Raw genomic sequence first — 25,516 nt, 5'->3', positions numbered from 1 at the left:
TCGGGAGAGAACTTGTTGGTCGTCTTGCTTGTCATGGCTCCACCTTCCCAGGAGTTGGAGCCTCCGATCAACCCGGGGCGGTTCAAAACTGATGATTTCATGCTTTCGCGCCGTATGTCAGAGCTGATCGTTCACGTTAATCTTCTGCGCAATGAGCGACAACGTGGTCGCGACAGTCCATGAAGGCCTCGGTGGAATGCGACCCTACGCAAGCTTTTGAATGATATAGCCCGGGAAGATCACCTCCCTACAGTCAATCACAGAAGTTATCGATTTGAGGGTTTCGAGATCCTCGCTTGTGGAGAATATCACTTGCTGATTCCGCGTTTTGGCTTTGGCCGCGCGATTCAGAAGGTTCTGAAAACTCGGTCGAGAAGACGACTGCTGACGCGGCTCATCGAAGACAAGCATGCCGGGATGGTTGGTGGATTTGTCACTGGCGAGTTCGAGCAGTCCCAACTGATAGGCCCATTTCAGACGAATGGCGTCACTAGCTGATGTCTCGAAGCCAATCTCAAATCCTTCCTTCTCGGGCCGGTAGCTGTCTTGGGAAATCGATAGCTCTGCCGGCGAGAATGTGCTGAAGCCGAAATCTTTGGCCTGATCCTGTACCAGTGACGTCAGCCGGTTTAGTTTGTCATGATCGCCGGGAGAAAGCTTTTCAGTCGGAATCTGGGCTCGCTCAAGGAGGAGCGAACTGTAGGCTTCTTGCAGATTACCAAGTCGATCCAGGGCATCATCAAAAATCGCCTGAAGGGCTTCGAGGTCCCGCAATCGTGCCTCAGCTCGGATGCGCTCTTCTATGATGGCTGCGGATGGGTTGGCGCCGGGCGCTACCAACTCTGATCGAAGGAGCCGAATCTGAGCGTAGTAGTCGACCAGTCTTCGACCGATCGCCGAGAGCTGATCCCGCCGATCATTCTCCTCGGCCTGTTCCCTGGCGAGGATGTCTTCGAACATTTTCTTCTGCGATCGAATGTATTCGATATTGTCGGAGATTGGCATCACCGCCGAAAGGGCGTCCTGTGCCAGCAACGTGTCTATCAGTGACTGCTCGCATGTTGGACACCTATCTGGCGTCAGTGCGGCCGTGACGCCGGAGTAGCGCTGCAATCTTTGCACGTCGAGGTTCTTTGCCAGATCGTCCTCAAGAGTGCCGATGCGCCTTTTTAGGGACTGCATGTCAGCAATTTTGAGTTGCTGAACAGCATGCACACGAATGCGCTCGGCATTTAACTGATCGACATTCTGGGTGATCTGGGACAGCTTCTGAGTAACCTCTTCCGATTGCTCCTCGACGTCAGGTACCGCTCTCGCAGCTAGCACCGCGACACTCCCCCTGAGTTGGGAGACGACGGAACTCAATGGAACCCATTCTGTCCCCTCAGCCAGCTGCACATGCGCGTTCGACAATACAGCCGGATCGGCTACAGGGCTTTCGCTTAGAGCTGCAACTCGTCCGCCACCTCTGGCCACAAATCGTTCCAGTTCTTGCCGAACCACGGACCAATCTTTCGAGTTTGCTGCTAGGCGCTCCGCGAGGCGTTCTCTCTGCACCTCGAGCTTGTATACATCGAGCCCCATGATGAATTCGACAGCGCGCTTATGCACCTCGCGGATTCGCATATAGGTCGGTATGGCGGCCGGTATCGCCGACCATCCAAACTTTTGCTCAACCCAGAACAAGGGGAATACGGTCTCAAGGTACAGTTTCGTTTCGGGAGCATCGTACCGCCTAACCTGCGGCAATCGCCATCCTACGAAACCTTCGAGAAAGTGGTGAAAGCCGTCTTCGCGCTGCGCAGCCCCGGGATCCAGAACGAAGAAGTTCTGTCGGCGCATGGCGGCCCCGTCGGTTGACAATGCGGCACCGAAGTCGACAGTGACTAGCCGGGTATCCGTGCTTGCCTTCACGGCGCGATTCACGGTGATGACCTGGCCGCTTCCGTTAGCAATTTCGAGCGACACACTCGATTCCAATACCTCAACGCGCTTTTCGGCGTCCGTGTTGAGATAGGTTGTCATAGCATGCGGCAGCGGAATCTCTCGCCGTGGGCTCAGCATGCGCTCTAGGCCCAAGGCATAAAGCATTCCTTGCATGCAGGTCGATTTACCCTTTGTGTTGTCAGCCCACAGGACCGTCAGGCCAGGAGAGAATGGAACATCTGCACCGTACAACCCGTCGGATGTCACTGCACGAAGTCGCAAACGCTGGAAGCGCAGTGTCATAGGAGATCCTCCAGCCGCCAAACTCGTTTCATGAGTGCCTCGGTCATTTTCGGCGCTACATCACGAAGGAACGACACTTCCTCTCTCAGCGTGTCGTCACCCTTCACAATGACCGAAGCCATTTTCTCGCCGGTGTCTGTGAGCGAGACCGACGTGCCCTTTTCAATCTTCACCAGCTTCAGTGCATGTGCCAAAGCCACAGCTCGGTTGAGAGACGGCTCTACTCGAACAGAAACCTCCATGGGTGTATATCCACCTGACAGAAGCCCGCGAACTTCCTCCATGCCCTCTGGCAATCGAACGGCATGCGCCATAAACTGGAGTTTCTGAAAGTTCGATTTCTTCGCCCGGCTATAGAAGAGCGCGAGGACCAGCACGGCTATCCCCCAAGACATGCGGAGGTCCCCCGGCATGGGGTCGGGACGCGCCGTATAGGTGAATGCCCCGCCGAGTATGGCATGCCGAAGGCTCGACTCACTGGCCATTGGGAAAATCCAGCGGGCAACGCATGATCCATTCACATATGGAGCCGTACGCGATCTGCTCTGCGTTCTCCGCCGAAAGACTTGGGGCCGCCGCTTGCATCGCAGCAATTAGGGCATCGAGTTCCGCGTGCAGTATCTCCCCGGCGGATCCACCTGATTGGGGTCCAGCAAATTCCAATCGTCGAGCACGGCTCCTCACCGCAGACATGACCTTCTCGTGGAGATCGGGCGAACCAAAGCGAAGAGCATCGAGCACAGCGTTGCCCTGCAGGAAAGACCTCACTGTGTCGCCCACGACATCATCGAGCTTGTCTGGTGATGCCCGCTTTTTGAGCTTCGCGGTGGCATTGGCAAGGAGGTCGGAAGACCCTGCCGCCCATGTGGCCAGTTCCGATGGTGAGGGCGTTTGGATAGACAGAGTTACCTTGGAAAGAGCAGACATTCCCAGAGCAACGGCGTCATTCGGAAAATTGCTGGGATCTTGAATGATCACCTCGACCGTAGGGTCGAACGCAGGACAACCAACGTCACGCAAGTCTTTCGTCTTCTTGGCGCAGTGAAGATTAACGTCCTTGCTGTCATGGAGGGGCGCCATGAGGACCCAGTGCCTGATGGGCACGCCGTGGAATAACTTTCCAATCTCGGCATGATTTTTGACGAGCTTCCCCACGTCCGTTGTGATCTTTTTCTTCTGGCGCTCCGCCCGAATCGAAATATTAATTGGTTCGTCGACCGCATAGCATTGGTAGGCAACCGCGTCCTTTGTGCAGTAGTAATCAATGCCGTAGTCGCCCTTGTGGGCAGCCGGGATTTTCTGCACGTGCAGCGGACCGTGACGCCCATGAAGTAAACTTTGGGCAAAAAGCTCCCAATCGTCTGGATTCCAGACCTGCACTGCATTCAACATTGCCGATACCCCCAATATTATCAGCTTAACGCCAATGCATCATAATTCAACGGACCATTGGGGAACCAGCCAAGCAAAAGCAAGGCCGGTCATTTCACAAATGCCGATTTATGCGATGAGCTTGAGGGCTCTACGCTGTGTGAAAAGGGCCGCCGCCACCATGCCGGCGCAATCATCGGCCGAGACAGAACGAGATCGACAACTGTGGGCAGGCCGCTCGATACACATCGCCCATTCAGTTTTCGTTCCATCTGATGGCGCGCCTCTTGAACGGCCGACAATTTCGCGGAGGCCGGAACCCGCCGTCGCAAACATGGCTTCGGAGGCCACAAGCTAGGCAGTGCGCACCCTCGTTCACGCCGCTCCCGTGCGCTCGGCTTCAATCTCACACCAAATGCAGGGAGTTGCGGGCTCCACAGCCTAAGGGCAGCTTTCCGGTCGACGCTGCGCAACAACGTACGTTCAACTTACGGCCCCGAATTCGCCTCAGAATGCGAGGAATTGCGAGAGCGTTTCGCGCGATCCCGGAAAGAGCAATCCCACTTCAATCGCGATTGCCGCGAGGACTTGGAGCAGGAGGATGCGAGCGAGCCTGGAGCGGAACGGCTCCTTGCGCGTCTTGTGCCGGATCGTTTTTTGCGCGATCACAGTTCCGATGCTGCCGCCAATGGTGGCGAGTGTAAGAAGCGTCCACTCTGAAATGCGTTGGGAACCGTTCTTGGCCATAGCCTTATCGAACGCCATGAAGGCGTACGCCAGCAAGTTTACCGCGAGAACGTAGCCGATGACCCCGATTGCAAACTGCTCAGGCATGCGCTCCTCACCTTCGGGCCAGTATAACCTAAGCCCGTCAAACCAACGGATGGCAACGGGTCATCTGAAACGTCGTCATGGTGACCCGAAGGGCGACTTTCGCCAATCGGAACGCAAAAGCCGACCGACCGCTCTCGACCCCACAATCTCCTGAACGTTTGTGCTCTGGCCAATAGTGGCCTGAGGAGAAACGATATGGGACATTCGCAGTATGACCTCGTCGGACAAGGCCATTCCGCTTGGAATGCAGGCAAGAGAGTAGGCGTCAAACGACCAAGGTTCGTCAGATTTGGGAAATCCGGTTCTTTCTCGACCGCGAAGGTCGATCACGGGACCGAGCGCTGTTCGACCTTGCGATTGATAGCAAGCTACGTGGTTGCGACTTGGTGAAGCTCAAGATTGGCACGTTAGTGAGTGGCGCTGAGATTCGGACCCGGGCCATGGTTGTGCAGCAGAAGACTGGGAGGCCAGTTCAATTCGAACTGATGGCAGACGCCCGAGCAAGCCTACTTGCATGGCTCGAACTTAGAGGTGGAACGGTCGACGATTTGCCTCTCCCAGTCGGGTCGATCATGCTGGCCATTTGAGCACCAGGCAGTATGCGCGCCTGGTCGATGAATGGGTTTCGGCGGTTGGCCTTCGCCGTGAGGATTATGGCACCCACTCGCTTCGTCGTACCAAGGCCTCCATTATCTATAAGGCCACCGGGAATCTCCGAGCAATTCAAATTCTGCTCGGCCACACCAAGATTGAGAACACCGTCCGGTATCTCGGCGTCGACGTCGAGGATGCACTGACACTGGCCGAGGGAACTGAAATCTGAAAAAGGACGACCTCGCGTGAGTCGCGTGGGGTCGTCATCGCTTCATGCTCGGCCCAGCGGCTTTGCGCCCAATTCCGGCTACTGGGATCGCAAAGGCCATTTCCCGGAAGCTGCCGTTCCGGTGGCGATGTGCTGTCACGCCAGCGCATGCTAAATTCGTTGCAGGAGGACGTTTCTTGGATTTCGACGACGACCACTGCGACGATCGGGTGCCGGGCTACCTCCCGTTCGAGAAGATCGACTGGTCGGCACTGGATGCCTCGCTGTCCGAGCTACAGCTGTTCGATGACCCGTATCTGCGGATGCAGACAACCAACGTCTCTACCGTCGACCAGTTCATCACCCGACTGGAATACGACGCGTTGCAGAGCGAGTTCAACGAACAGCTTGATCCTTCGTTACTCGCCTTCCTCAACGCCCAGTCGCAGATGTGGATTTTTAGCGCTTACGAATTGCTTCGTACATGGCGGGCCCGCGTCAAGGACGTGGTCAAGTGGCATGAAAACGGCGGCCTGAAACTGAAGATTGAAGCGCTGAGCCGGGACGAGGGTTTTGACTGCGGTAGCCATCGTCTTTCGGCGCGTCGATGTAGGGTGACTGACGTCGGATGTTATGCGGAAACTCGTCGCTGATGGATGCGACCAGCTTTCGAACGCCATCCATGTTGTCGAGGATGCCCTACAACCGGCGACGTCCTGTATCTGGTCGAGATGGATAGGCGTCGTGGAGATGCGGGAGCTGGATCACGTTCTGGGTGCCGCAGTTTGCCCGCGTCGAAGGAGGCGCCGGTCCGACAGGGGATGCCGAGCCGCAGCGACTGCCTAAAGGAGTCGCAGCTGCTCGATAACATCAAGATCTTGGCGCACTACGCCGAGAACTACGACTACGACAAGGGTCAGTTCTATGTGATCCGCTACCGCCGCGTTGAGAACATGGTTGATGTCACGTCATTCAGCAGCGAGGGCGACGCCTCGACGATGGTGAGCGCCATAGAGCGACTGGTCGAAACAGGACAGGACGACTCCCGCGTGGTCATGGTTGAGGTCGACCGGATGGATGGCCTGGTGGAGACCTACCCCAACTATTTCGGCGACGTGTCGCTGTTCGTGCAAAACCTGAAGCAAATCTGCCTCGGCAAGGACGCCATCGAATACCACATGGCGCCACAGAAGCTGGTGAAGCCCAAGCCGGAGGAGAAGCCGGACCCAACTTCGCTGTTCCGTCGATACACGCGCTGGAACGATCCTTCCCGCAAGTGACCGTTTAGGTGGTATTGTGTTGGGGTGAATGCCGCTGATCGTGCCCACCTTACCCGCGTAGCCGCCCTAGGCTGCGTGGTTGTTTTTCCTGATACCGGTGAACGCTGCTGGTCCCCGGCCGAAATCCATCATCCCCGTGACGGCCAAGGCATGGGACAACGGGCTCCCCATTCTGAATATGTTCCTTTGTGCTGGCGGCATCACTTTTACAGTCAGACCTCCCCTATGGCCGCGCCATCCACAAAGGGCAGAAGAGACTCGAGGCTATTTATGGGACGGAGGCTGCTCTGCTGGAACGGACGCGGTCACTGGTGTAGCGACCGGCATTTCCACCCGCCGCTGCGCGTACACCTCCAGCTTCTCTAGTTGGTCTGAACCAAGGTAGTGGTGAACGGTGCGGTTGGAGCCGGTGAGGATTGACAGGAAGGTGTCGATCGCCGCGTCGAAATCCACCTTCCCCATGAATATCGCGATTTGGAAAATTGGTATCTCGTCCGTGCCTTGGTTGGTGAAATGGCGATCCATCAGTGCCCGCATGTTGTTGTGGGTCTCACAGCACAGGCTGTTGTAGATCGATCGGTAGATGTCGCTCATTCCCGCCATGTCGAAGCGGGTCTTGGTGTCCAGTGGCTTCCCGAGCCGCGCAAGCTCCTTCTCGTGTTCCGCAAGTCGCGCCGGCGCGTCGGCCTCAATCCCGGCAAGAAACGGGTTGGTCCCCTTGATCGCCTCGCGGCAAACGATCCGAAACTGCTCATGGAAATGGGCTTGCATCTGGTCGGCATACGCCGGGTCTGACGCCAAGTTCAGTAGGTCGACATGAGCCTCAAGGCACGAGCGCAAGATTGCCTCAACGCCTGTAGAGCGACCGGAGTCGACCAACGCGACTGCGCTATCGATCTGCTCGATGACGGTGGCGTAAAGAGCCATGATGAGCCGTTGGACGGCATTGCCGCGATTGAAGGTCGTGACCCTCAGCGCGTGAATGGTTGCGGCAAGTTGCTCCTTTAGGAGCTGATACATTGGTCCGTCCATGGCTGTCCCCCCAAACGGAGATAGTGGCTAAATGCGGCCGCGTTGGAAATAGGCGCTCGACTTTTGCGAACGGCGAAAACGCGTTGCAATTCTCTTTGCTTCTGGCTGGCTCGTCTCTTACGGCTTGGGGGCAAACAAGGTTCTTCTGCTACGACCCGGCCAGCATGAGCGCTGACGACATCAACTTTTTCCGCTGCGAACGCGGCGCCATAGATCTCGCTCTGGGTTTCCAGTTTCCGGCTCTTGAAAACCCGATGGAGAGGCTACATCTAACGCTTACCGAACACTCCAGAAACGCCGGTTCGATTCCGGCATGCCCTACCATGGGGCATTCGTCTAACGGTTAGGACGCTGGTTTTTTCGTGAAACGCCGCTCCCCTCTGGGTTGAGCGGCGTTTCTGTTTCAGCTGTTCATTTTGACTATCTCTTCCCACAGTGGCAGAACCTCCGCGACCTCGAAGGGATACGCCTTGCGCTCAAGCGGCTGTTCCCAGCCGGGGTTTCGGATAAGCGGAAGCTGCCAGCCGAGATATTCGGACAGGCGTGACTTTCTGAGAGTTTCCAGAAACTCGTCCTCGTCGGACACCGCCAGCAGGTCGTCTAGCTCTTCCATTGAGCAGAACACGACATCCCGCATGTCCCCGGGGAGCATTTCGGGTTCGTCCGCAACCAGCGCCTCTGCTTTCTTGCGCAGGAAGGGCAACTGCGTATCTTCGATCTGGAACCACGAGTCCATCGTGAGGATGACGCCGTATGCGTCCGGGCTGACCTGCTCAGCGTCATAGAAGCCACGCCGCGCCCTGGAAAAGAACTTCCACAGCTGCGACATCCCCTTGGCGATCTGGTCGAAGGCCTTGGGCGCCTCGGCATACTGGTTGTCAGCGTATTGAGCGACAAAGGTCAGCTTCGTGGCTTTACACTCGAACACCACCTTTATCTCGTCGCCATCCTTCAGCAGGAGGTCGGGGGTTCTAAGCCTCGCCTTCTTCGGCCCGAACTCTTGTTCGCGTGACACGCTGAACCTTGGATAGCGGGCTTCGATCAGTTTCTTTCCGTAGGCCTCGAACCGGTCGTTCGCCTCTTCAAACAATGTCTGCGAGCCGTTAGCGAGGTCGTAGTAGAGACCGGACGTGGCCCTCAGCATGATGAGCTGCGGGAGCGGCGCGATGATGCGGTTCCCGTGTTTGCTAGACGTGATGATCGGGAAGTGGCGGAGGCTGCTGGGCAGGTAGGTCAGCTTGGAAGAGCTGACGCTCGCCACGTCGAGAATCCGTTTGGTCACCTCAGCCCGCATCTCGGGCAATTCCTTCGAGATGAGTTTCATCGCCAGCTCGATGATTTCCGGCCGCAGGCTCATATTCGGCTCCAGCGTCGGAACCTTCTCCCAAGCGTACATCTGCGTCTTGAAGAACAGGCCGATACACGCCAGCACGAACTCGTCTATCGAAAGACCGTTCTTCTCTTTGAAGTAGTCAGCGCAGCCTCCCTGCCCGTAGGCTTCGGCCATCATGCGCTTGATGTCGTCGAGTCGCTACCAATACTCGTCCCACAGCTCTCCACCCACCACCTCACGTAGATTCTCGTTCGACATCGCATCTGCGGGCCTGCAGCCTGCTCGAACTCTTGGAGACGCATCACTCGCTCTTCCATATCCACGACCCCTTTTCTTGTGGGCGATCCCTTGGCCTGACTATGCATCCACCGCTTCCAATCGGCAGCGCCTTTGGATTGATTGCAGGGGCCGCACGAGGGCACGAGGTTGCTGGTGGTATGAAGTGGCCAGATGGACTGAACCCTCCCCATTAGTCAGTTCGCAGGCTGCTTACCCTGTATGCAACGACGCTCGTGCGTCCGCTATCAGCGTTCCGCGCCTAGCAGCAGACCGTCTGGAATCGTGAGATCGCCCATATGGGAACATATATAGCGAAAATTGATATAGCAGCGCATATTGACACCTGTAATATACGAGTCTATATCAAGCTAGATCATACAGAAACCGTATACGCCATGAAGATCAGAACAGCTCGCGACATTGGTATGCTGATCAAGGAGGCCCGCACCCGGCGCGGCCTGTCACAGGCTGCCTTGGCCAAGATGATCAACACCACGCAGACGTGGGTGTCGTGGATCGAGAACGGCAAGCCCAGCGCCGAGATCGGCAACGTGCTGCTGGCGCTGACCACGCTTGGTGTGGAGCTGGACTTTCAGATCCCGCCGGCGCCGACGTCGGCTGCTAATCATCATCATAATGCCGAAGAACGGCATGTCGACGATGACGACGACGAGATTCCCTACAAGCTCTAGGTGACGATGATCATGGTGAACCCGATCGACACCCTCGGCGTCTATATCGCTGGCAGACCAGTTGGGGGGCTCCACCACCTGCAGGGCGGTAAGCTTTCGTTCTCCTATCACGAGGCATGGATGGAGGGCCGGGTGGCGATCCCGCTCTCCCTGTCAATGCCGACGATCACCAGGACCTACGAGGGCAAGGTCGTCGAGGCATTCCTCTGGGGCCTGCTGCCGGATAATGAGCAGACCCTCGCCAGATGGGCCCAGAGATTCCAGGTCTCCGCCCGAAACCCGTTTGCCCTGCTCAAGAACGTCGGCCGCGACTGCGCGGGCGCCGTCCAGTTCCTTCCGCGTGACGATCAGGTTTCCCGCGGCGAGAACGTGGAGTTGCTCACCGAGGCGCAGATCGGCGACCGCCTGCGCGACCTGCGCAAGGATGGTGCAGCGACCCGGCGAATCGGCGATCCTGGTCAGTTCAGTCTCGCTGGTGCGCAGGCAAAGACGGCGTTCTATTTCGATAAGGGCAGCAATCGCTGGGGGATCCCTCTAGGCGACACGCCCACGACACACATCTTCAAGCCGCCTTTGCCGCACTTGCACGGGCATACCGAGAACGAGCATTTCTGCCTGCAGCTTGCATCCAAGCTCGGCATGGACGCTGCACATAGCCAGGTTCTCGACTTCGCAGGCGAAAAGGCGATCGTTATCGAGCGCTACGACCGCCGCAACATCGAGGGCAAGACCATCCGCATCCATCAGGAGGACATGTGCCAGGCCCTGTCGGTGATGCCGACGCTCAAGTACGAGAACCAGGGTGGGCCAGGTATCACGACGATCTCCAGAAAGGTGCTGTCGGCCTCCCTCGACCCCGTCCAAGACCGTCAGATCTTCATGGCCGCGAACGTCTTCAACTGGATCATCGTCGGCACGGACGCGCATGCAAAGAACTACTCGATGCTGCTCGGTGCCCAAGGCGAGGCCCGCCTAGCTCCGCTCTATGACATCTCCTCCATTCTGCCGCACCTCGGGGGAGAGATCCAATCTGAGATGCGCGACCTTAAACTGGCGATGAAGATCGACAGAGTCTATCCCATTGAGGAGATCATGCCGCGCCACTGGGGGCGCTGTGCGTCCTCAGCAAAGGTTGGCGGCGAGTACACGGTGCGGACGATCCGCCATCAGCTCGCGGTGATGCCCGATATGGCATCGGAGTGCGCCCAAGAGCTTCGCCAGGAGGGGATCATCCATGAGATCGTTGGTCGCCTCGTCGACGCGATCGCGACGCGCATCAAGGGCTTGTCCCGGATCTATGGAGAGGAAGGTTGTGGAGGTTAAAGTCGGGCGGGGATAGAGGATCCACGGACTAATGCCGGCGAAACGGACGGACCGCACACTGCCCACGGGATTCTCGCTCTAATAGCGCGCGGCCCCGGGCCGGGTAGATGGCCGGTTTCGGAACCGGCCATCGGCAGCTTGAATGACGGAAATGGGGTCGGCTGCAGAACGGCAGCTTCCCGCCGAACGCGGTCAACTTTCTCTCCGGAAAATCTGACAATGCGGGCCTACGATTTGGCGTCGAGTTGTGGCGTTTTTCGACGGTCAGTATGATTTCCGCCGGTTGGAGATTTGTATCGGCGTTTGATGAACGGCGGCTGTTGGGTTCAAAGTGGATGGTCGCGTTGGTGTGTGGACAGCAGGCTTGCGGCGTCCCTCGATTGAGATCACCCGCAGGTTTTTGCTCTTGAGTTCATCCAGATAATCGGCCCACCACTGCATCATCTCGACGCGCTCGTCCCAGTGCTCTGCCCGGGCGTAGGCGCGCCGAACGTCGTTGTTCTCAATGTGGGCCAGCTGCCGCTCTATCGCGTCCGGATGCCACTTGCCGCATTCGTTCAGCAGAGTTGATGCCGTTGCTCGAAAACCATGCGCGGTAGCTTCTTCCTTGCTGTAACCCATACGACGCAGTGCGGCGTTAAGGGTATTGTCGGAAATCGGACGCGAAGCCGATCGAACACTAGGAAACAGCAGCGATCCATCACCAGAGATTTCTCTCAGTGAAGTCAGGACGCTGATCGCTTGCTTTGATAGGGGTATGCGGTGCGGCCGTCGCATTTTCATGCGTGCTTCAGGGATCGTCCACACCGAGCTTTCAAAATCGAACTCTTCCCATTCAGCGGCGCGAAGCTCGCCTGGGCGGGGAAACAGCAGCGCTATCAGCTTCAGACCGGCTCGGGTTGTAGGCTGTCCGTCAAATGCATGGATCGCCCTCAGCAAACCGCCCAAGGCCTTCGGATCGGTAATCGCGGCGCGAGACGTTACCTTCGGACTGATGAGTGCGCCTCTGAGGGCGAAGGTCGGATCTGTCTCGGCGCGTGCGGTCGCGATCGCGTATCGAAACACGCTGCCGATGGTGGAGCGCAGTCGCCTGGCCGACTCATATCGACCGCGAACCTCCACGCGACGGAGGGCGGTAAGGATGCTGGCCGGCTCGATCTCCCGAATGCACTTGTCGCCGATTATCGGATAGGCAAAGTCGAGCAGCCATTTAACCTTGCTGATCGTCCGGTCGGCACGTCCCTCCTTCTTCAGCTTGTCAACATATTCGTCCGCGATTGAGCGAAAGGAGTCCTTTGCCGAATCGGCCTTCCGCAAGCTGCGTTCCTTTCCAGGGTCGACGCCAGCTAGCAGGAGCCTTTTAGCATCATCGCGCGCCTCCCGTGCCTCGGCGAGAGAGATAAGGGGATAGCTGCCCAGCGCGAACAGTTTCTGCTTGCCGTCAAAGCGGTAGGCGAGCCGCCAGAGGCGAGAGCCCGTGGGCTGTACCCATAGCTGCAGCCCGCCCCCGTCAGACAATTTCGCGAGTTTGGAAGCAGGGCGGGCGTTTCGACATTTCACGTCGGATAGGGCCATTCGTCAGGTCTCCCTTGGCTGTTTCGATACCATCAGGATGTCGAATACCAACGGAAATACCATCCCCCCGCCTCGTTGGATCAAACGCGCCCGAAGCGCTCTCTGTCACGCCTAATTGCGCAATGCGACAGCAAAAGATCAATAATTCCAGTCGCTTGCAGAAGCTGCAGCGTAGACGGTTCGGCTAAACGGAGTGTCGGGAGAAGAGGGGATGGTGCCCAGAGGCGGATTCGAACCACCGACACGCGGATTTTCAGTCCGCTGCTCTACCAACTGAGCTATCTGGGCCTGTTCCGGCAAACGAAAACTCGTTGACCGGATATCATCAAGGCGCCAGGGGCGCCCCTTGAAAGCGCGTGGGTTATAGCACGGGAATTCGGCCTGTCCAGCGCCTAGGTGGCGATTTCAGACAGGAAAAGCGATGCCGTGCAGGGCCTCGGTTTCCGTGCTGCTTCCATGGCCGGAATGGCGCACGGCACAGCACGATCCGGCCCTCGCCACCCTAGTCCGCGTCACTGTCGCAGCCCGAACTGCCATGACATGTCTTTTAGCCGGCGATCGAGGCGCGGCAATGCCTTCGCGGCGCCAAGCGTCGTTGCCTATCTGGCGCCGGTCACGCCTCTGCGAAAATCGGAGGGCGACATGCCGGCCAGCTTGCGGAACGACTTGTTGAAGGCGCTGAGCGAGCCGAAGCCCGAATCCATGGCGACGCGCAGCACATTGGCGTCCTGATGCATCAAAAGCGCTTGCGCATAGCTCAGCCGCAGCAGGTTGACATATTCATTGAGCGTCATGCCGGTCGACTTCTTGAACAGGTTCATGGCGTATTTGGGATGGATGTCGGCGGCGGCGGCGATATTCACGCAATCGATCTCGTAGAGGAAGTTCTCGGCGATGAAATCGCACATGCGACCGACATTGCGGGACGATTGCTGGTCGAAGGGGCTGCCCGTTTCCTGCCCGGGCGCGGTCCCGGGCACCAGCCGATAAGGCTCGAACCGCACCCGCTCCAGCCGCAGCAGCAACTCGTTCACGGCATGCTCGATCATGGCCGGATCGCCCGAGCGGAAGTAGCGGTTCCAGCGCTCGAAATTGTGGTGGTCCGCCGGATCGGTCGCGCCCGTCACCAGCGTGGCGCCCGTCATCAGCCGATGGCGGACATCCGTCGGCAAATGCAAGCGAAAGAAATGCACCAGCGGCAGATGCGCGCCGGCATAGATGGCGTCGTCGGAGAGATCGTCCATCTGGTGCGGCAGGCCGCCCCAGAAAAGGCACATGTCGCCTGCCGACAGTGCGATCTCATGTTCGTTCATGCGGTAATGCACGCTGCCGCGCACGATGAAATTGACCTCGACCTGGGCATGCCAATGCGGCTTGAGCATCACCAGCGGATGGTTGTGAAACAACTGCAAGGCCAGCGGCAGGCCTTCCACGCTGCTGGCGCCAGGCTGATAAAACGGCCGTTCCGGCATCTTACTTTCCGCCAATTTCATATTCCCTTTGACGGCGACAGGCCCTGCCCAGTGCATAGTCTAGCCGTGCTCACAGTGAGAGAGCAAATGGAATGGGAGGATTTCTATGCGCATCACAATGACCTGCGCCGCGCTCGTGCTTGCCCTGGGCTCTGCCCCGGCCTATGCGCAGTCCGGCGAAATCACCATCTGGAGCTGGAATGTCGCGGCTTCATCGCTGAAGGCGACGATTGCCGGCTTCAACAAGCAATTTCCCGACGTCAAGGTCACGGTCCAGGATCTCGGCAACCAGCCGACCTACGACAAGTCGATCGCCGGCTGTGCCGCCGGAGGCGTAGGCTTGCCAGACATCGTCTCGATCGAGAATGGCGAGGCCGAAAATTACTGGAGCCAGTTCCCCGACTGCTTCGTCGACCTGCATACGCTGGGCTACACAGCCGAGGATCAGGCGAAATTCCCCGACTTCAAGCGTACCGAGCTCGAAGTCGGTGACAAGGCTTATGCGATGCCGTGGGATTCAGGCCCGGTCGCCGCGTTCTATCGCCGCGATTTCTACGAAAAGGCCGGGGTCGATCCGGCGTCGATCAAGACCTGGGATGATTTCATCGCCGCCGGCAAGAAGATCCAGGCCGCCAATCCGGGCGTCACAATGACCAACGCCGATTTCAACGGCGATAGCGAATTCTTCCGCATGATCTCCAACGAACAGGGCTGCGCCTATTTCTCCGCCGACGGGCAGTCGATCACGGTCAACCAGCCCAAATGCGTCGATGCCATGACCAAGATCAAGGAGATGAAGGACGCCGGCATCATCTCGTCGGCTGACTGGGGCACGAAGATCACCAACAACACGGCCGGCACCGTCGCCACCCAGATTTATGGCGGCTGGTACGAGGGCACCATTCGCACCGAATCGGCCGGTGAAAACGGCAAATGGGGCGTCTATCTGATGCCGAGCCTCACCGCCGACGGGCCGCGCGCCGCCAATCTCGGCGGGTCGTCGCTGGCCATCACTTCGGCGTCGAAAAACAAGGAAGCCGCCTACGCCTATCTGAAATACACGCTGGAGACGAACGAAGGCCAAATCACCATGCTCAAGGAGTTTGGCCTGGTGCCTTCGCTGGTGTCGGCGCTCAACGACCCATATGTCTCGGAAGGCCTGCCCTACTGGGGTGGCCAGGCCGTGTGGAAGGACATCCTCGGCACCTTGCCCAAGGTCGTTCCGAGCCGCGGCACCCCGTTCCAGAGCGACGCCGAGATCATCGTCCGTGCCGTGCAGACCAAATATCTGGCCGGCGGCTACCCCGACGCCAAGGCAGCGCTTGACGACGCCGCAAGCCAGATCGCCGCGGCGACCGGATTGCCCGTCAAATCTTGATCTGGACGTGATGATCGCGGGCGGCATGACGCTGCCCGCGACCATTGCCGAACGCGCCCCGCGCTTCAGCAGGGCGCGCCATCCTTGAACGCGGAAAGGAGGCAACAAATGCGCTACCAGAATGCAACGGCGTATCGCTTCCTCGCGCCCTATCTGCTGATCTTTTCGGTCTTCTGGGTGTGGCCGATCATCAGTTCCTTCATGATCTCCTTCCAGGCGACGCGCACCGTGCCGTGGCGGTTCGCGCCAGGCTTCAACTGGGGGCGATTGATCGGCGATCCGGCGTTCTTCAACGCGCTGAAGAACACGCTGCTCATCCTGGTCATCCAGGTGCCGGTGATGATCTCGCTGGCGCTGGTCATGGCGGTGCTGTTGAACTCGCCGCTCTTGAAGGCGCGCGGCCTTTACCGCTTTGCCTTCTTCGCCCCGGTGGTGGTCGGCGAGGTCGCCTATTCGGCGGTGTTCCGGCTGATGTTCAACCTCGATTTCGGCATCATCAACAAGCTCCTGAACAGCGTCGGCCTGCCCAAGATCGACTGGTTTTCCAACGTCACGCCGGCGATGGCGCTGATCATGATCGCGGTGACCTGGCGCTGGGCCGGTTACAATGCCATCATCCTGCTCGCCGGCATGCAGTCCATTCCCGAGGATGTCTACGAGGCGGCGACGCTCGACCGCGTCAGCAAGCTCAAGCAGTTTTTCTACATCACCCTGCCGCTCCTCAAGCCGGTCATCGTGTTCTGCCTCGTGCTGTCGATCATCGGCACCATGCAACTGTTCACCGAGCCCTTCCTGATCACCGAACGCGGCGGACCGGGCGGCGGCACGGAGACGCTTGGCCTGCTGCTCTATCGCCAGGGTTTCCGGTCGCTCAATTTCGGCTATGCCTCGGCCGTTGCCTACACCATGGCCGGCCTGGCGATCGCCATCACGCTGGTGCAACTGTGGCTGACGAGGGAACCGAAATGAGGTCGCGCTCCTCCGCCAGGCTGGGACGCAGCATCGCGCTGCATCTATTCCTGACGCCGCTGGCACTGATCTGGCTGTTTCCGCTGTGGATGATGGTGGTCTTCTCGACCATGCCGGACAACGGCATCTTCAGCCCCGGCATCGAGCTTTTGCCGCACGGCAATTTCATCGACAATTTCAACAATCTGCAGCGCGACACCAACTTCGTCGGCGCCATCGGCATTTCGGTCTCGGTGGCGGTGACCTACACATTCCTGTCGGTGCTGCTGACGTCGATGGCCGGCTGGGCGCTGGCCCGCTACCAGTTCTTCGGCAAGGGCGCGGTCGTCGCCATCATCCTCGGCACCATCACGCTTCCCTATGCGGTCGTGCTGATCCCGCAATTCATCATGGTGGCGCGCGACTTCAAGCTTGCCAACACCTGGGTGGCGCTGATCGTGCCGCCGCTGTTCAATTCGCTCGGCGTGCTGTTCATGCGGCAGAGTTTTTCGATGATGCCGGACGACCTCTTCGACGCGGCGCGCGTCGAAGGCGTGAAGGAATGGCGCATCTTCCTTTTCGTCGCGCTGCCCCTGGCACGGCCGATGCTGGCGGCGCTCGCCATCATCCTGTTCCTCGCCTCCTGGAACAATTATCTGTGGCCGCTTTTGATCAACAGCCAGCCCGGTTCGATGACGGCGCCGGTGGCGCTCGGCACGCTGATCGGCCTCACCAAGGTGTCGTGGGGCGGCATCATGGCGGGCGCCGTCATGCTGACGGTGCCGATGCTCGTCGTCTTCGTGCTGCTGCAGCGCCATTTCATCGCCGGCATCGCCGCCGGCGCGGTCAAATAAGGGGCAGAATGGCAACGGTCACGCTCAACAATGTCGTCAAGCGCTTCGGCGTCTTCGAGGTCGTCCATGGCGCCAGTATCGACATCAAGGACGGCGAATTCGTCGTCTTCGTCGGCCCTTCCGGCTGCGGGAAATCGACGCTGCTCAGGATGATCGCCGGGCTCGAGGACATCAGCGGCGGCGAGATCGCCATCGGCGGCAAGGTGGTGAACGATGTCGAGCCGGCCGACCGCGGCATCGCCATGGTGTTCCAGTCCTATGCGCTCTATCCGCATATGAGCGTCGAACAGAACCTCTCTTTCGGGCTGCGCATGACCGGCAACCCGAAGGCCGACACCGACCGGCGGGTGAAGCGGGCGGCCGAGATCCTGCGCATCAGCGAATTGATGGACAGGCGCCCGAAGAAACTTTCCGGCGGCCAGCGTCAGCGCGTCGCCATAGGTCGCGCCATCGTGCGCGAACCGCAGGTCTTCCTGTTCGACGAGCCGCTTTCCAATCTCGACGCCGAATTGCGCGTCCAGATGCGGGTCGAGATCTCTCGGCTGCACAAGGAACTCGGCGCCACCATGATCTATGTCACGCACGACCAGACCGAGGCGATGACGCTCGCCGACAGGATCGTCGTGATGCGCGCCGGCCATATCGAGCAGATCGGCCCGCCGCTCGATCTCTACGACAATCCCGACAACCAGTTCGTGGCGGGCTTTGTCGGCTCGCCGAAGATGAACTTCATCAAGGCCCATATTGTCGGGCACGATGCGCGTGGCGTGATCGTCGAACTGGCTGGTCAGGAGAAGACCCGTTTCATCCAGCCGCTGACAGGCGCTGTGCCCGAAGTGGGGAGCAAGGTCATCGTCGGCGTGCGGCCCGAACATTTCGGCAGTGCGGGAGAAGGTGGCGCCGACCTCATCGTCGGCATCGACGTGATTGAGCACCTGGGCGGCACGAGCTTTCTCTACACCAGAACGGCCAATGGTGAAGACGTGGTGATCCAGCGCGACGCGGCAAAGGTCCCCGATACGCCCGAGATCACCGTTTCCATCCGCAAATCCTACCTGTTCGATGAAAAAGGACTGCGGCTGCGCTGACCGGCCGCCCTTCCCAGCCTTCAAGGAGAATGACAATGACTGCAACCACGCCCATTCGCTGGGGCATCCTCGGGCCGGGCAGCATCGCCCAGTCCTTTGCCGGTGGCGTGGCCGATTCGCGCACCGGAAAGCTGGTCGCCATCGGCGCGCGCAATCCCGCCAAGCCTGGCCTTGCCGAGAGTTTCCCCGGCGCCCGCATCCTCGACGGCTACGACGCACTGCTCGCCGATCCCGACGTCGACGCGGTCTACATTTCCATCCCGCATCCCGGCCATGCGCAATGGGCGATCAAGGCGGCCGAGGCCGGAAAGCATGTGCTGTGCGAAAAGCCGCTGGCGCTGACCGCCTTCGAGGCCGACGCCATGATGCATGCCGCGCGCAAGGCCGGCACGTTTCTCGGCGAGGCCTTCATGTACCGGCTGCATCCGCAGACGCTGAAGCTGGTGGAACTGATCAGATCGGGCGTCATCGGCGACGTCAGGATGATCAAGTCGAGCTTCGGTTTCGCCATGCCGCGCTTCATGCCGGAGCACCGGCTCTATGCCAACGATCTCGCCGGCGGCGGCATTCTTGACGTCGGCGGCTATCCCGTCTCGATGGTGCGGCTGATTGCCGGCGCCGCAGCCGGAAAGCCCTTCGCCGAGCCGGATAAAGTGGTCGGCACCGCCCATCTTGGCCAGTCCGGCGTCGACGAATGGGCCTCGGCGCTGCTGCATTTCCCGGGTGGCATTGTCGCCGAAGTCTCCTGCAGCATCTCGCTCAACCAGGACAATGTTCTGCGCATCCTCGGCACCAAAGGCCGCATCGAAGTGCCGGACTTCTGGTTCGCCGGCGGCAACCGCGACGTCGGCCTGGGTCAGATCGACGTCGTTGCGTCCGATAGCACGCGCGAGACCATCAGCGTCAACGAGAAGCGCCATGTCTATTCCTTCGAGGTCGACGCGGCCGGCGAGGCCATCCGCGCCGGACGGCAGGAATTCGCCTGGCCGGGCATGGCATGGGCGGAAAGCCTCGGCACGTTGCGTGTGCTGGACAGATGGCGGGCGGCGGCCGGCCTCGAATACGGGATCGAGAAGGCCCAAGAACGTATCAACACCATCTCCGGCCGGTCTTTGCGGTCCGGCGGAACGGCGATCGCCAAGCGCACGATCCCCGGCCTGTCGAAGCCGGCATCGGTGGTGGCGCTCGGCTTCGAGGATTTCCGCACGTTTTCCTCGGGCTCGATCCTGCTCGACGCGTTTTTCGAGGCTGGCGGCAATCTGTTCGATACGGGCTATGTGTACGGCGCCGGCTATACGGAGAAGCTGCTTGGCGAGTGGTTGAAAAACCGCGGCGTGCGCGCGCAATCGGTGGTCATCGCCAAGGGCGCGCATTCACCGCTCTGCTATCCCGATGTGATCGGCAAGCAGCTCGACCAGTCGCTCGACCGGCTGGAGACCGATCATGTCGATGTCTACTTCATGCACCGCGACAATCCGGACGTGCCGGTCGGCGAATTCGTCGATGCGATGGATCGCGAGGTGAAGGCCGGTCGCATCCGCGGCCCGTTCGGCGGCTCGAACTGGACGATGGAACGCATGGATGAGGCCATTGCCTATGCCGAGCGCACCGGCAAGCAGAAGCCGGGCGCGCTGTCCAACAATTTCTCGCTGGCCGAAATGCTGGAGCCGATCTGGGCTGGCTGCGTCACGTCCTCCACGGATACGTGGAAGGCCTGGCTGACATCTAGGCAGATGCCGAATTTCGCCTGGTCGAGCCAAGGGCGCGGCTTCTTTACCGACCGCGCCGGGCGCGACAGGCTCGACAACGAGGAACTGGTCCGTGTCTGGTACTCGGAGCGGAATTTCGGCCGCCGCGACCGGGCGATCGAACTTGCCGCGAGACTTGGCAAGAGTCCGATCCATGTTGCGCTCGCCTATGTGCTCGCTCAGCCCTTTCCATCCATCCCACTGATCGGGCCGCGCACGCTTGACGAGTTGGACGACAGCCTGCGCGCCCTCGACATCAAGCTTTCTCGGGCCGATCTCGAATGGCTGGATGGCGGCGGTCTGCGCGCTGCCTAGTTTGCTGCCTGTCTAACGGCGGCGGTGTCAGGTCCCGTCATCGGAGGCCCTGACGCCGCGCCTGGCCGGGGTTCTCATGCTCGCGTACATGCCGGTGGTGCGGAATTGGCTTGGCGTAATGCCGTAGCAGCGGCGGAAAACCTTCGAAAAATAGTTCGCGTCCTCGAAGCCGCACAGGATGGCGACTTCCTTCACCGGCAGGAAGTCCGCCTTTGTCAGCAGCTTCGCCGCCCGTTGCAGGCGCTGCTGCAGCACGAACTCGGCGGGCGGCAGGCCTTCGCTCTCGGCGAAACAGCGTGAGAAATGGGCCCGGCTGAGGCCGCTGATCTGGACCAGATCCGCCACCGGCAGCGGCCTGTCGAGATTGGCATTGATGTGATCGATGACGGGCTGCATGACGCTCTGTTTTTCGGCAAAGGCGTGGGAGCCGAAGACATCGTCATAGAGTGCCATCGCAGCCTCGTAGGCTATCGCCGAAGCAGCACCCGGCGAAGCAGCCCCTTTGATCAGGCGCAGGCTGCAATCGGCAAGATGATCGATCGTCGCCGGCTGCAGCCGAAATACAGGACCAGAGACGCTAAGGATCGACTTGTGGATGCGCAGCGCTTCCTCGCCGTTCATCGAAATCCAGAAATACTCCCAGCGCTCGTCCTCAGCCAGCCAGTAGCGGTGGTTGTGCGGCACCAGCACCAGCAATGTGTCGTTCTTCTGCAGCCGGTAGTTGCGGTTCTCATAGCGCAGCCGGCCAGCTCCGCTGATCGTGTGCTGGAGCACGGTGAACGGTGTCTGGCCGCGCTTGCGGCCGTCCCAATCGTAGATCTCGTCCTCGCGCACCTCATAGCCCGTGCTCGTCGGCATGGCGTGCAGGCGCTGGCGACCGCGCGGCAGCGAGATCGTGCGCATGGATTGTCCGTTTTCTATCAAATCGTGCAGCACAAAATTACCCTCGAAAGCATAATCCTTCTCTGGTCGCGCTCGCGAATAAGCGCATAATCCCCGTCGAAAAGCGAGAGATATCCGCGGTCGAGGAGCAGACAGGGAGGTTGGCAGGCCGGATTCCGGCTTGTCCTGCATACATGTCACGGCATGTGGCTACAACTTCCCATTGTCATTCCTTGCCTGCAATTCGAATGGAATGAGGTGCGGCTGATGAGTTTCAAAATCGCTATCATCGGTGCGGGCAGCGTCGGCTTCACCAAGAAATTGTTCACCGACATCCTGTGCGTGCCCGAATTCAAGGACATCGAATTCGCGCTGACCGACGTCAGCGAGCACAATCTTCAGATGATCAAGGCGATCCTGGACAGGATCGTCGAGGCAAACAAATTGCCGACCAAGGTGACGGCGACCACCGACCGCCGCGAGGCGCTCGATGGCGCACGCTACGTCATCAGCTGCGTGCGGGTCGGAGGCCTCGAAGCCTACGCCGACGATATCCGCATTCCCCTGAAATACGGTATCGACCAGTGCGTCGGCGACACGATCTGCGCCGGCGGCATTCTCTATGGCCAGCGCAACATCCCGGTGATCCTGGATTTCTGCAAGGACATCCGCGAGGTCGCCGAGACGAACGTCAAATTCCTGAACTACGCCAACCCGATGGCGATGAACACCTGGGCGGCGATCGAATACGGCAAGGTCGACACCGTCGGGCTCTGCCACGGCGTTCAGCACGGCGCCGAGCAGATCGCCGAGGTCCTGGGCGCGAAGTCCACGCAGGAGCTCGACTATGTCTGTTCCGGCATCAACCACCAGACCTGGTTCATCGACCTGCGCCTGAACGGCCGTCCCATCGGCAAGGACGAACTGGTGGCCGCCTTCGAGGCGCATCCGGTCTATTCGCGGCAGGAGAAGCTGCGCATCGACGTCCTGAAGCGCTTCGGCGTCTATTCGACCGAAAGCAACGGCCATCTTTCCGAATATCTGCCCTGGTACCGCAAACGTCCCGACGAGATCACGCGCTGGATTGACATGTCCGACTGGATCCACGGCGAGACAGGCGGTTATCTCCGCTATTCGACGGAAACCCGCAACTGGTTCGAAACGGAATATCCGCAGTTCCTCGAAGCGGCGTCGAAGCCGATCGACCAGGAGAAGCGCTCCAACGAGCATGCCAGCCACATACTGGAGGCGCTGGAGACCAACCGCGTCTATCGCGGCCACTTCAACGTCAAAAATAATGGCGTGATCACCAACCTGCCGCAGGATGCCATCGTCGAGTCGCCCGGTTTCGTCGACCGTTTCGGCATCAACATGGCCGCTGGCATCACGTTGCCGGAAGCCTGCGCCGCCACCTGTATCGCCTCGATCAACGTCCAGCGCATGTCGGTGCATGCGGCGATAGCAGGCGACATCGATCTGTTGAAGCTCGCCGTGCTGCACGACCCGCTGGTCGGCGCGGTTTCGACGCCGGAGGAGGTCTGGCAAATGGTCGACGAAATGGTCGTCGCCCAGGCGGCCTGGCTGCCGCAATACGCCCATGCGGTCCCGGCCGCCAGGGAGCGGCTGTCGACTTCGGCGGTGAAGACCCGCGAGTGGGCGGGCGCCGCACGGCGCAGCGTTCGCTCGATCGAGGAATTGCGCGCCGAAAAAGCCGCGCTGGCGCAAGCCGGCTGAAACACCATGCGGTGATGGTGGATCCAAGGGAGGCGGATCCACTGCCATGAAGCCGTTTGAGTTCGAGGAGAAGCGGAGCAGGTAAAACTGCTCCGAATAAACAAGAGGGAGAGAGACAGTGAGGAATTTACGCAATATCGGCCTTGCTGCCGGACTGGCGCTGAGCGTCTCGGTCTCGGCACTCAACGCATACGCTAGCGAACCGACGGTTCCGCCGGCGCCGACACCGTTCCCCGCCGAGGGCAAGATCAACTATGTGGCGCGTGACTCCATTCTGGAGTTCAAGGCACTCCCCGAATATCACGAGCCCGATTGGGTCACCGAGAAATACGTCAAGGCCGGCAAGCTGCCGCCGGTGAAAGACAGGCTTCCGAAAGAGCCGCTGGTCTTCAAGACGGGCAACATGCAGGATGGCATCGGCGTCTATGGCAATACGATGCGCCATGTCATCGGCGGACGGCCGGAAGGCTGGAACTACGGTGCGGGCCAGACGCAAGGGTGGGGCGGCATCGATATCGGCCTTTCCGAATGCCTGACGCGCACCGCGCCGCTGTTCCAGGTCGAGGCGAAGGACACCGAGCCGCTGCCAAACCTGGCCAGGAGCTGGGACTGGTCGAAGGACGGCCACAAGCTGACGATGCACCTGGTCGAGGGTGCAAAATGGTCTGATGGCGTTGCCTTCAACGCCGACGATGTCATGTTTTACTGGGATGACGAGGTCGTTGACCCGAACGTCTCGCCGCTGAACGGCGCGACGCCGGAAACCTTCGGCGTCGGCACGACGCTGAAGAAGATCGACGACTACACCGTCGAGTGGACCTTCAAGGATGCGTTCCCGAAACAATATCTCTATGCGATGGCCTATGGCACTTTCTGTCCCGGACCCGCGCATATCCTGAAGCCGCGGCATCCGAAATATTCGAAGAACACCTACGACCAGTTCAAGAACGCCTTCCCGCCGGAATATATGAACCTGCCGGTGATGGGCGCCTGGGTACCGGTCGAATACCGGCCTGACGACATCATCGTCATGCGCCGCAACCCCTACTATTGGAAGGTTGACGAGAAGGGCAACCAGCTGCCTTACCTCAACGAGCTACAGTACAAGCTGTCGACCTGGGCCGATCGCGACGTCCAGGCGGTCGCCGGCTCGGCCGACTTCTCCAATCTGGAGCAGCCGGAAAACTTCGTCGCGTCGCTGAAGCGTGCGGCAGAGGCGAACGCGCCGGCCCGTCTTGCTTTCGGCCCCCGGCTCATCGGCTACAATTTGCGCATGAATTTTTCCGCCAATGGCTGGGGCAACCCGGACGAGCGCGGTCAGGCGATCCGCGAGCTGAATCGCAACGATGATTTCCGTAAGGCCGTCACCATGGCGCTCGACCGCAAGGCGCTCGGCGACTCGCTGGTCAAGGGGCCGTTCACCGCCATCTATCCGGGCGGCCTGTCGTCGGGCACCAGCTTCTATGACCGCGATTCGACCGTCTACTACCCCTTCGACCTCGAAGGCGCCAAGGCCGAACTGGCCAAGGCCGGGCTCAAGGACACGGATGGCGACGGTTTCGTGAACTTCCCTTCCGGCACCGCCGGCGGCAAGAATGTCGAGATCGTGATGCTGGTCAACAACGACTACACGACAGACAAGAGCCTTGCCGAAGGCGTCGTCGCCCAGATGGAAAAGCTTGGGCTGCGGATCGTGCTCAACGGCCTCAACGGCACCCAGCGCGACGCTTCCCAATATTCCGGCCGCTTCGATTGGCTGGTCCGACGCAACGAACAGGAACTGACGTCGGTGGTGCAGAACACCGTGCAGCTTGTCCCGGTTGGTCCACGCACCAGCTGGGACCATCGCGCGCCGGAGAACGGCGAGGTCGATCTGATGCCCTTCGAAAAGGACCTCGTCGACATCGTCAACAAGTTCGTCTCGACGCAGGACAATGACCAACGCGCCAGCCTGATGAAACAGTTTCAGAAGATCTCGACGGAACACGTCTACAATGTCGGTCTGACGGAATATCCTGGCGCGCTGATCGTCAACAAGCGTTTCTCGAACATACCGCAGGGCACGCCGATCTTCATGTTCAACTGGGCCGAGGATTCGATCATCCGCGAACGGGTCTTTGTCGCGGCCGACAAGCAGGCGAAATATGAGTTGTTCCCCGAGGAGCTGCCCGGCAAGCCCGGAGAAAAAGGTCCGATGAATTAGGTTTACCTCCCCTGACTGAGAGAATTCGGGCCCCCGCGCCCGCGCCCGCCCCCCCAAAAAAAAAAACACCCCCCCACCCAACAAAGAAGGAGATTTAAAAAAAACCACGCCCCCGCCACACACGGGTTGTGTGATCGGGGGGTG

General features: G+C 59.7%; 21 protein-coding genes, 1 tRNA gene and 1 pseudogene. 13 read left to right on the top strand and 10 right to left on the bottom strand.

Features of this window, described 5'->3' with window-relative positions:
• A partial coding sequence (locus tag NKH03_RS30075) for a hypothetical protein (protein ID WP_352972528.1) occupies positions 1–183 on the top strand: 183 nt, incomplete at its 5' end.
• A gap of 21 nt (positions 184–204) precedes the next feature.
• Here the strand turns inward: NKH03_RS30075 and NKH03_RS30070 are convergent.
• From NKH03_RS30070 to NKH03_RS30055, 4 genes are all read right to left on the bottom strand, one after another.
• Positions 205–2,229, bottom strand: coding sequence for a coiled-coil domain-containing protein (locus NKH03_RS30070; protein WP_352972525.1), 2,025 nt, complete (start codon positions 2,227–2,229; stop codon positions 205–207).
• Complete coding sequence (locus NKH03_RS30065; RefSeq protein WP_352972523.1) at positions 2,226–2,714, bottom strand: hypothetical protein; 489 nt, start codon at positions 2,712–2,714, stop codon at positions 2,226–2,228. Before NKH03_RS30065 ends, NKH03_RS30070 begins: the two co-directional genes overlap by 4 nt.
• Entirely contained in the window at positions 2,704–3,621 is a 918-nt protein-coding gene (locus NKH03_RS30060) for a hypothetical protein (protein WP_352754544.1), read from the bottom strand. Before NKH03_RS30060 ends, NKH03_RS30065 begins: the two co-directional genes overlap by 11 nt.
• A 486-nt stretch (positions 3,622–4,107) precedes the next feature.
• On the bottom strand, positions 4,108–4,434 hold the full coding sequence (locus NKH03_RS30055) for a DUF1294 domain-containing protein (protein ID WP_023776453.1): 327 nt from the start codon (positions 4,432–4,434) through the stop codon (positions 4,108–4,110).
• A 195-nt stretch (positions 4,435–4,629) separates the two neighbouring features.
• On the opposite strand from NKH03_RS30055, the pseudogene NKH03_RS30050 reads away from it, so the two are divergent.
• From NKH03_RS30050 to NKH03_RS30040, 3 genes and pseudogenes are all read left to right on the top strand, one after another.
• A pseudogene (locus tag NKH03_RS30050) lies at positions 4,630–5,257 on the top strand (tyrosine-type recombinase/integrase).
• A 176-nt stretch (positions 5,258–5,433) separates the two neighbouring features.
• Positions 5,434–5,889 (top strand): hypothetical protein, encoded by a 456-nt coding sequence (locus NKH03_RS30045; RefSeq protein ID WP_352972521.1) that lies wholly within the window; start codon positions 5,434–5,436, stop codon positions 5,887–5,889.
• Between the two features lie 168 nt (positions 5,890–6,057).
• Entirely contained in the window at positions 6,058–6,516 is a 459-nt protein-coding gene (locus tag NKH03_RS30040; RefSeq protein WP_352972518.1) for a hypothetical protein, read from the top strand.
• A 264-nt stretch (positions 6,517–6,780) separates the two neighbouring features.
• Here the strand turns inward: NKH03_RS30040 and NKH03_RS30035 are convergent, their stop codons facing one another.
• Positions 6,781–7,536, bottom strand: coding sequence for a DUF5677 domain-containing protein (locus tag NKH03_RS30035; RefSeq protein ID WP_352972516.1), 756 nt, complete (start codon positions 7,534–7,536; stop codon positions 6,781–6,783).
• Between the two features lie 415 nt (positions 7,537–7,951).
• A complete protein-coding gene (locus NKH03_RS30030; RefSeq protein WP_352972514.1) occupies positions 7,952–9,058 on the bottom strand; it encodes a hypothetical protein in 1,107 nt (368 codons plus the stop codon).
• Between the two features lie 527 nt (positions 9,059–9,585).
• Here NKH03_RS30030 and NKH03_RS30025 point away from each other — a divergent pair.
• Together NKH03_RS30025 and NKH03_RS30020 are read left to right on the top strand one after the other, a co-directional pair.
• Positions 9,586–9,852, top strand: a complete 267-nt coding sequence (locus NKH03_RS30025) for a helix-turn-helix domain-containing protein (protein WP_069202666.1) — start codon at positions 9,586–9,588, stop codon at positions 9,850–9,852.
• Positions 9,853–9,864: 12 nt separating this feature from the next.
• The gene (locus NKH03_RS30020; protein ID WP_352972511.1) at positions 9,865–11,175 is read left to right on the top strand and encodes a type II toxin-antitoxin system HipA family toxin; all 1,311 of its coding nucleotides are present in this window, start codon (positions 9,865–9,867) and stop codon (positions 11,173–11,175) included.
• A 264-nt stretch (positions 11,176–11,439) separates the two neighbouring features.
• Here the strand turns inward: NKH03_RS30020 and NKH03_RS30015 are convergent, their stop codons facing one another.
• The 3 genes from NKH03_RS30015 to NKH03_RS30005 all read right to left on the bottom strand — a co-directional run bounded on the left by NKH03_RS30015 (position 11,440) and on the right by NKH03_RS30005 (position 14,222).
• Positions 11,440–12,750, bottom strand: coding sequence for a tyrosine-type recombinase/integrase (locus NKH03_RS30015; protein WP_352972509.1), 1,311 nt, complete (start codon positions 12,748–12,750; stop codon positions 11,440–11,442).
• A gap of 212 nt (positions 12,751–12,962) precedes the next feature.
• Positions 12,963–13,038 (bottom strand) — tRNA-Phe (locus tag NKH03_RS30010).
• A 311-nt stretch (positions 13,039–13,349) separates the two neighbouring features.
• The gene (locus tag NKH03_RS30005) at positions 13,350–14,222 is read right to left on the bottom strand and encodes a helix-turn-helix domain-containing protein (RefSeq protein WP_352972507.1); all 873 of its coding nucleotides are present in this window, start codon (positions 14,220–14,222) and stop codon (positions 13,350–13,352) included.
• 106 nt (positions 14,223–14,328) lie between these two features.
• Here NKH03_RS30005 and NKH03_RS30000 point away from each other — a divergent pair, with 106 nt between their 5' ends.
• The 5 genes from NKH03_RS30000 (at position 14,329) to NKH03_RS29980 (ending at position 20,553) form a co-directional block, all read left to right on the top strand.
• Positions 14,329–15,600, top strand: coding sequence for an ABC transporter substrate-binding protein (locus NKH03_RS30000; protein ID WP_352972504.1), 1,272 nt, complete (start codon positions 14,329–14,331; stop codon positions 15,598–15,600).
• Positions 15,601–15,708: 108 nt separating this feature from the next.
• The gene (locus tag NKH03_RS29995) at positions 15,709–16,569 is read left to right on the top strand and encodes a carbohydrate ABC transporter permease (protein ID WP_352972502.1); all 861 of its coding nucleotides are present in this window, start codon (positions 15,709–15,711) and stop codon (positions 16,567–16,569) included.
• On the top strand, positions 16,566–17,402 hold the full coding sequence (locus tag NKH03_RS29990) for a carbohydrate ABC transporter permease (protein ID WP_352972500.1): 837 nt from the start codon (positions 16,566–16,568) through the stop codon (positions 17,400–17,402). Before NKH03_RS29995 ends, NKH03_RS29990 begins: the two co-directional genes overlap by 4 nt.
• A gap of 8 nt (positions 17,403–17,410) precedes the next feature.
• A complete protein-coding gene (locus NKH03_RS29985) occupies positions 17,411–18,490 on the top strand; it encodes an ABC transporter ATP-binding protein (RefSeq protein ID WP_352972497.1) in 1,080 nt (359 codons plus the stop codon).
• Positions 18,491–18,525: 35 nt separating this feature from the next.
• Complete coding sequence (locus tag NKH03_RS29980) at positions 18,526–20,553, top strand: aldo/keto reductase (protein WP_352972495.1); 2,028 nt, start codon at positions 18,526–18,528, stop codon at positions 20,551–20,553.
• A gap of 27 nt (positions 20,554–20,580) precedes the next feature.
• On the opposite strand, the gene NKH03_RS29975 is transcribed toward NKH03_RS29980, so the two are convergent.
• Positions 20,581–21,627, bottom strand: a complete 1,047-nt coding sequence (locus NKH03_RS29975) for an AraC family transcriptional regulator (protein ID WP_352972493.1) — start codon at positions 21,625–21,627, stop codon at positions 20,581–20,583.
• A gap of 75 nt (positions 21,628–21,702) precedes the next feature.
• Here NKH03_RS29975 and NKH03_RS29970 point away from each other — a divergent pair, with 75 nt between their 5' ends.
• Both NKH03_RS29970 and NKH03_RS29965 read left to right on the top strand, forming a co-directional pair.
• Positions 21,703–23,169 (top strand): alpha-glucosidase/alpha-galactosidase, encoded by a 1,467-nt coding sequence (locus NKH03_RS29970; RefSeq protein ID WP_352972491.1) that lies wholly within the window; start codon positions 21,703–21,705, stop codon positions 23,167–23,169.
• A 118-nt stretch (positions 23,170–23,287) separates the two neighbouring features.
• On the top strand, positions 23,288–25,372 hold the full coding sequence (locus tag NKH03_RS29965) for an ABC transporter substrate-binding protein (RefSeq protein WP_352972489.1): 2,085 nt from the start codon (positions 23,288–23,290) through the stop codon (positions 25,370–25,372).
• The last annotated feature ends 144 nt before the right edge of the window (positions 25,373–25,516 follow it).

This window comes from Mesorhizobium sp. M1406 (genome assembly GCF_040317555.1).
Lineage (GTDB): Bacteria > Pseudomonadota > Alphaproteobacteria > Rhizobiales > Rhizobiaceae > Mesorhizobium.
Note: the sequence above shows the minus strand (reverse complement) of the source record. Positions and strands in the feature narration are given on the sequence as shown.

What these genes read in the sequence shown, in the direction of transcription:
- NKH03_RS30070 (WP_352972525.1), bottom strand. Translation starts at nt 2,229, where the DNA reads ATGACACTGCGCTTCCAGCGTTTGCGACTTCGTGCAGTGACATCCGAC.
- NKH03_RS30065 (WP_352972523.1), bottom strand. Translation starts at nt 2,714, where the DNA reads ATGGCCAGTGAGTCGAGCCTTCGGCATGCCATACTCGGCGGGGCATTC.
- NKH03_RS30060 (WP_352754544.1), bottom strand. Translation starts at nt 3,621, where the DNA reads ATGTTGAATGCAGTGCAGGTCTGGAATCCAGACGATTGGGAGCTTTTT.
- NKH03_RS30055 (WP_023776453.1), bottom strand. Translation starts at nt 4,434, where the DNA reads ATGCCTGAGCAGTTTGCAATCGGGGTCATCGGCTACGTTCTCGCGGTA.
- NKH03_RS30040 (WP_352972518.1), top strand. Translation starts at nt 6,058, where the DNA reads ATGCCGAGCCGCAGCGACTGCCTAAAGGAGTCGCAGCTGCTCGATAAC.
- NKH03_RS30035 (WP_352972516.1), bottom strand. Translation starts at nt 7,536, where the DNA reads ATGTATCAGCTCCTAAAGGAGCAACTTGCCGCAACCATTCACGCGCTG.
- NKH03_RS30030 (WP_352972514.1), bottom strand. Translation starts at nt 9,058, where the DNA reads ATGATGGCCGAAGCCTACGGGCAGGGAGGCTGCGCTGACTACTTCAAA.
- NKH03_RS30025 (WP_069202666.1), top strand. Translation starts at nt 9,586, where the DNA reads ATGCTGATCAAGGAGGCCCGCACCCGGCGCGGCCTGTCACAGGCTGCC.
- NKH03_RS30020 (WP_352972511.1), top strand. Translation starts at nt 9,865, where the DNA reads ATGGTGAACCCGATCGACACCCTCGGCGTCTATATCGCTGGCAGACCA.
- NKH03_RS30015 (WP_352972509.1), bottom strand. Translation starts at nt 12,750, where the DNA reads ATGGCCCTATCCGACGTGAAATGTCGAAACGCCCGCCCTGCTTCCAAA.
- NKH03_RS30005 (WP_352972507.1), bottom strand. Translation starts at nt 14,222, where the DNA reads ATGCCGGAACGGCCGTTTTATCAGCCTGGCGCCAGCAGCGTGGAAGGC.
- NKH03_RS30000 (WP_352972504.1), top strand. Translation starts at nt 14,329, where the DNA reads ATGCGCATCACAATGACCTGCGCCGCGCTCGTGCTTGCCCTGGGCTCT.
- NKH03_RS29995 (WP_352972502.1), top strand. Translation starts at nt 15,709, where the DNA reads ATGCGCTACCAGAATGCAACGGCGTATCGCTTCCTCGCGCCCTATCTG.
- NKH03_RS29990 (WP_352972500.1), top strand. Translation starts at nt 16,566, where the DNA reads ATGAGGTCGCGCTCCTCCGCCAGGCTGGGACGCAGCATCGCGCTGCAT.
- NKH03_RS29985 (WP_352972497.1), top strand. Translation starts at nt 17,411, where the DNA reads ATGGCAACGGTCACGCTCAACAATGTCGTCAAGCGCTTCGGCGTCTTC.
- NKH03_RS29980 (WP_352972495.1), top strand. Translation starts at nt 18,526, where the DNA reads ATGACTGCAACCACGCCCATTCGCTGGGGCATCCTCGGGCCGGGCAGC.
- NKH03_RS29975 (WP_352972493.1), bottom strand. Translation starts at nt 21,627, where the DNA reads ATGCAGGACAAGCCGGAATCCGGCCTGCCAACCTCCCTGTCTGCTCCT.
- NKH03_RS29970 (WP_352972491.1), top strand. Translation starts at nt 21,703, where the DNA reads ATGAGTTTCAAAATCGCTATCATCGGTGCGGGCAGCGTCGGCTTCACC.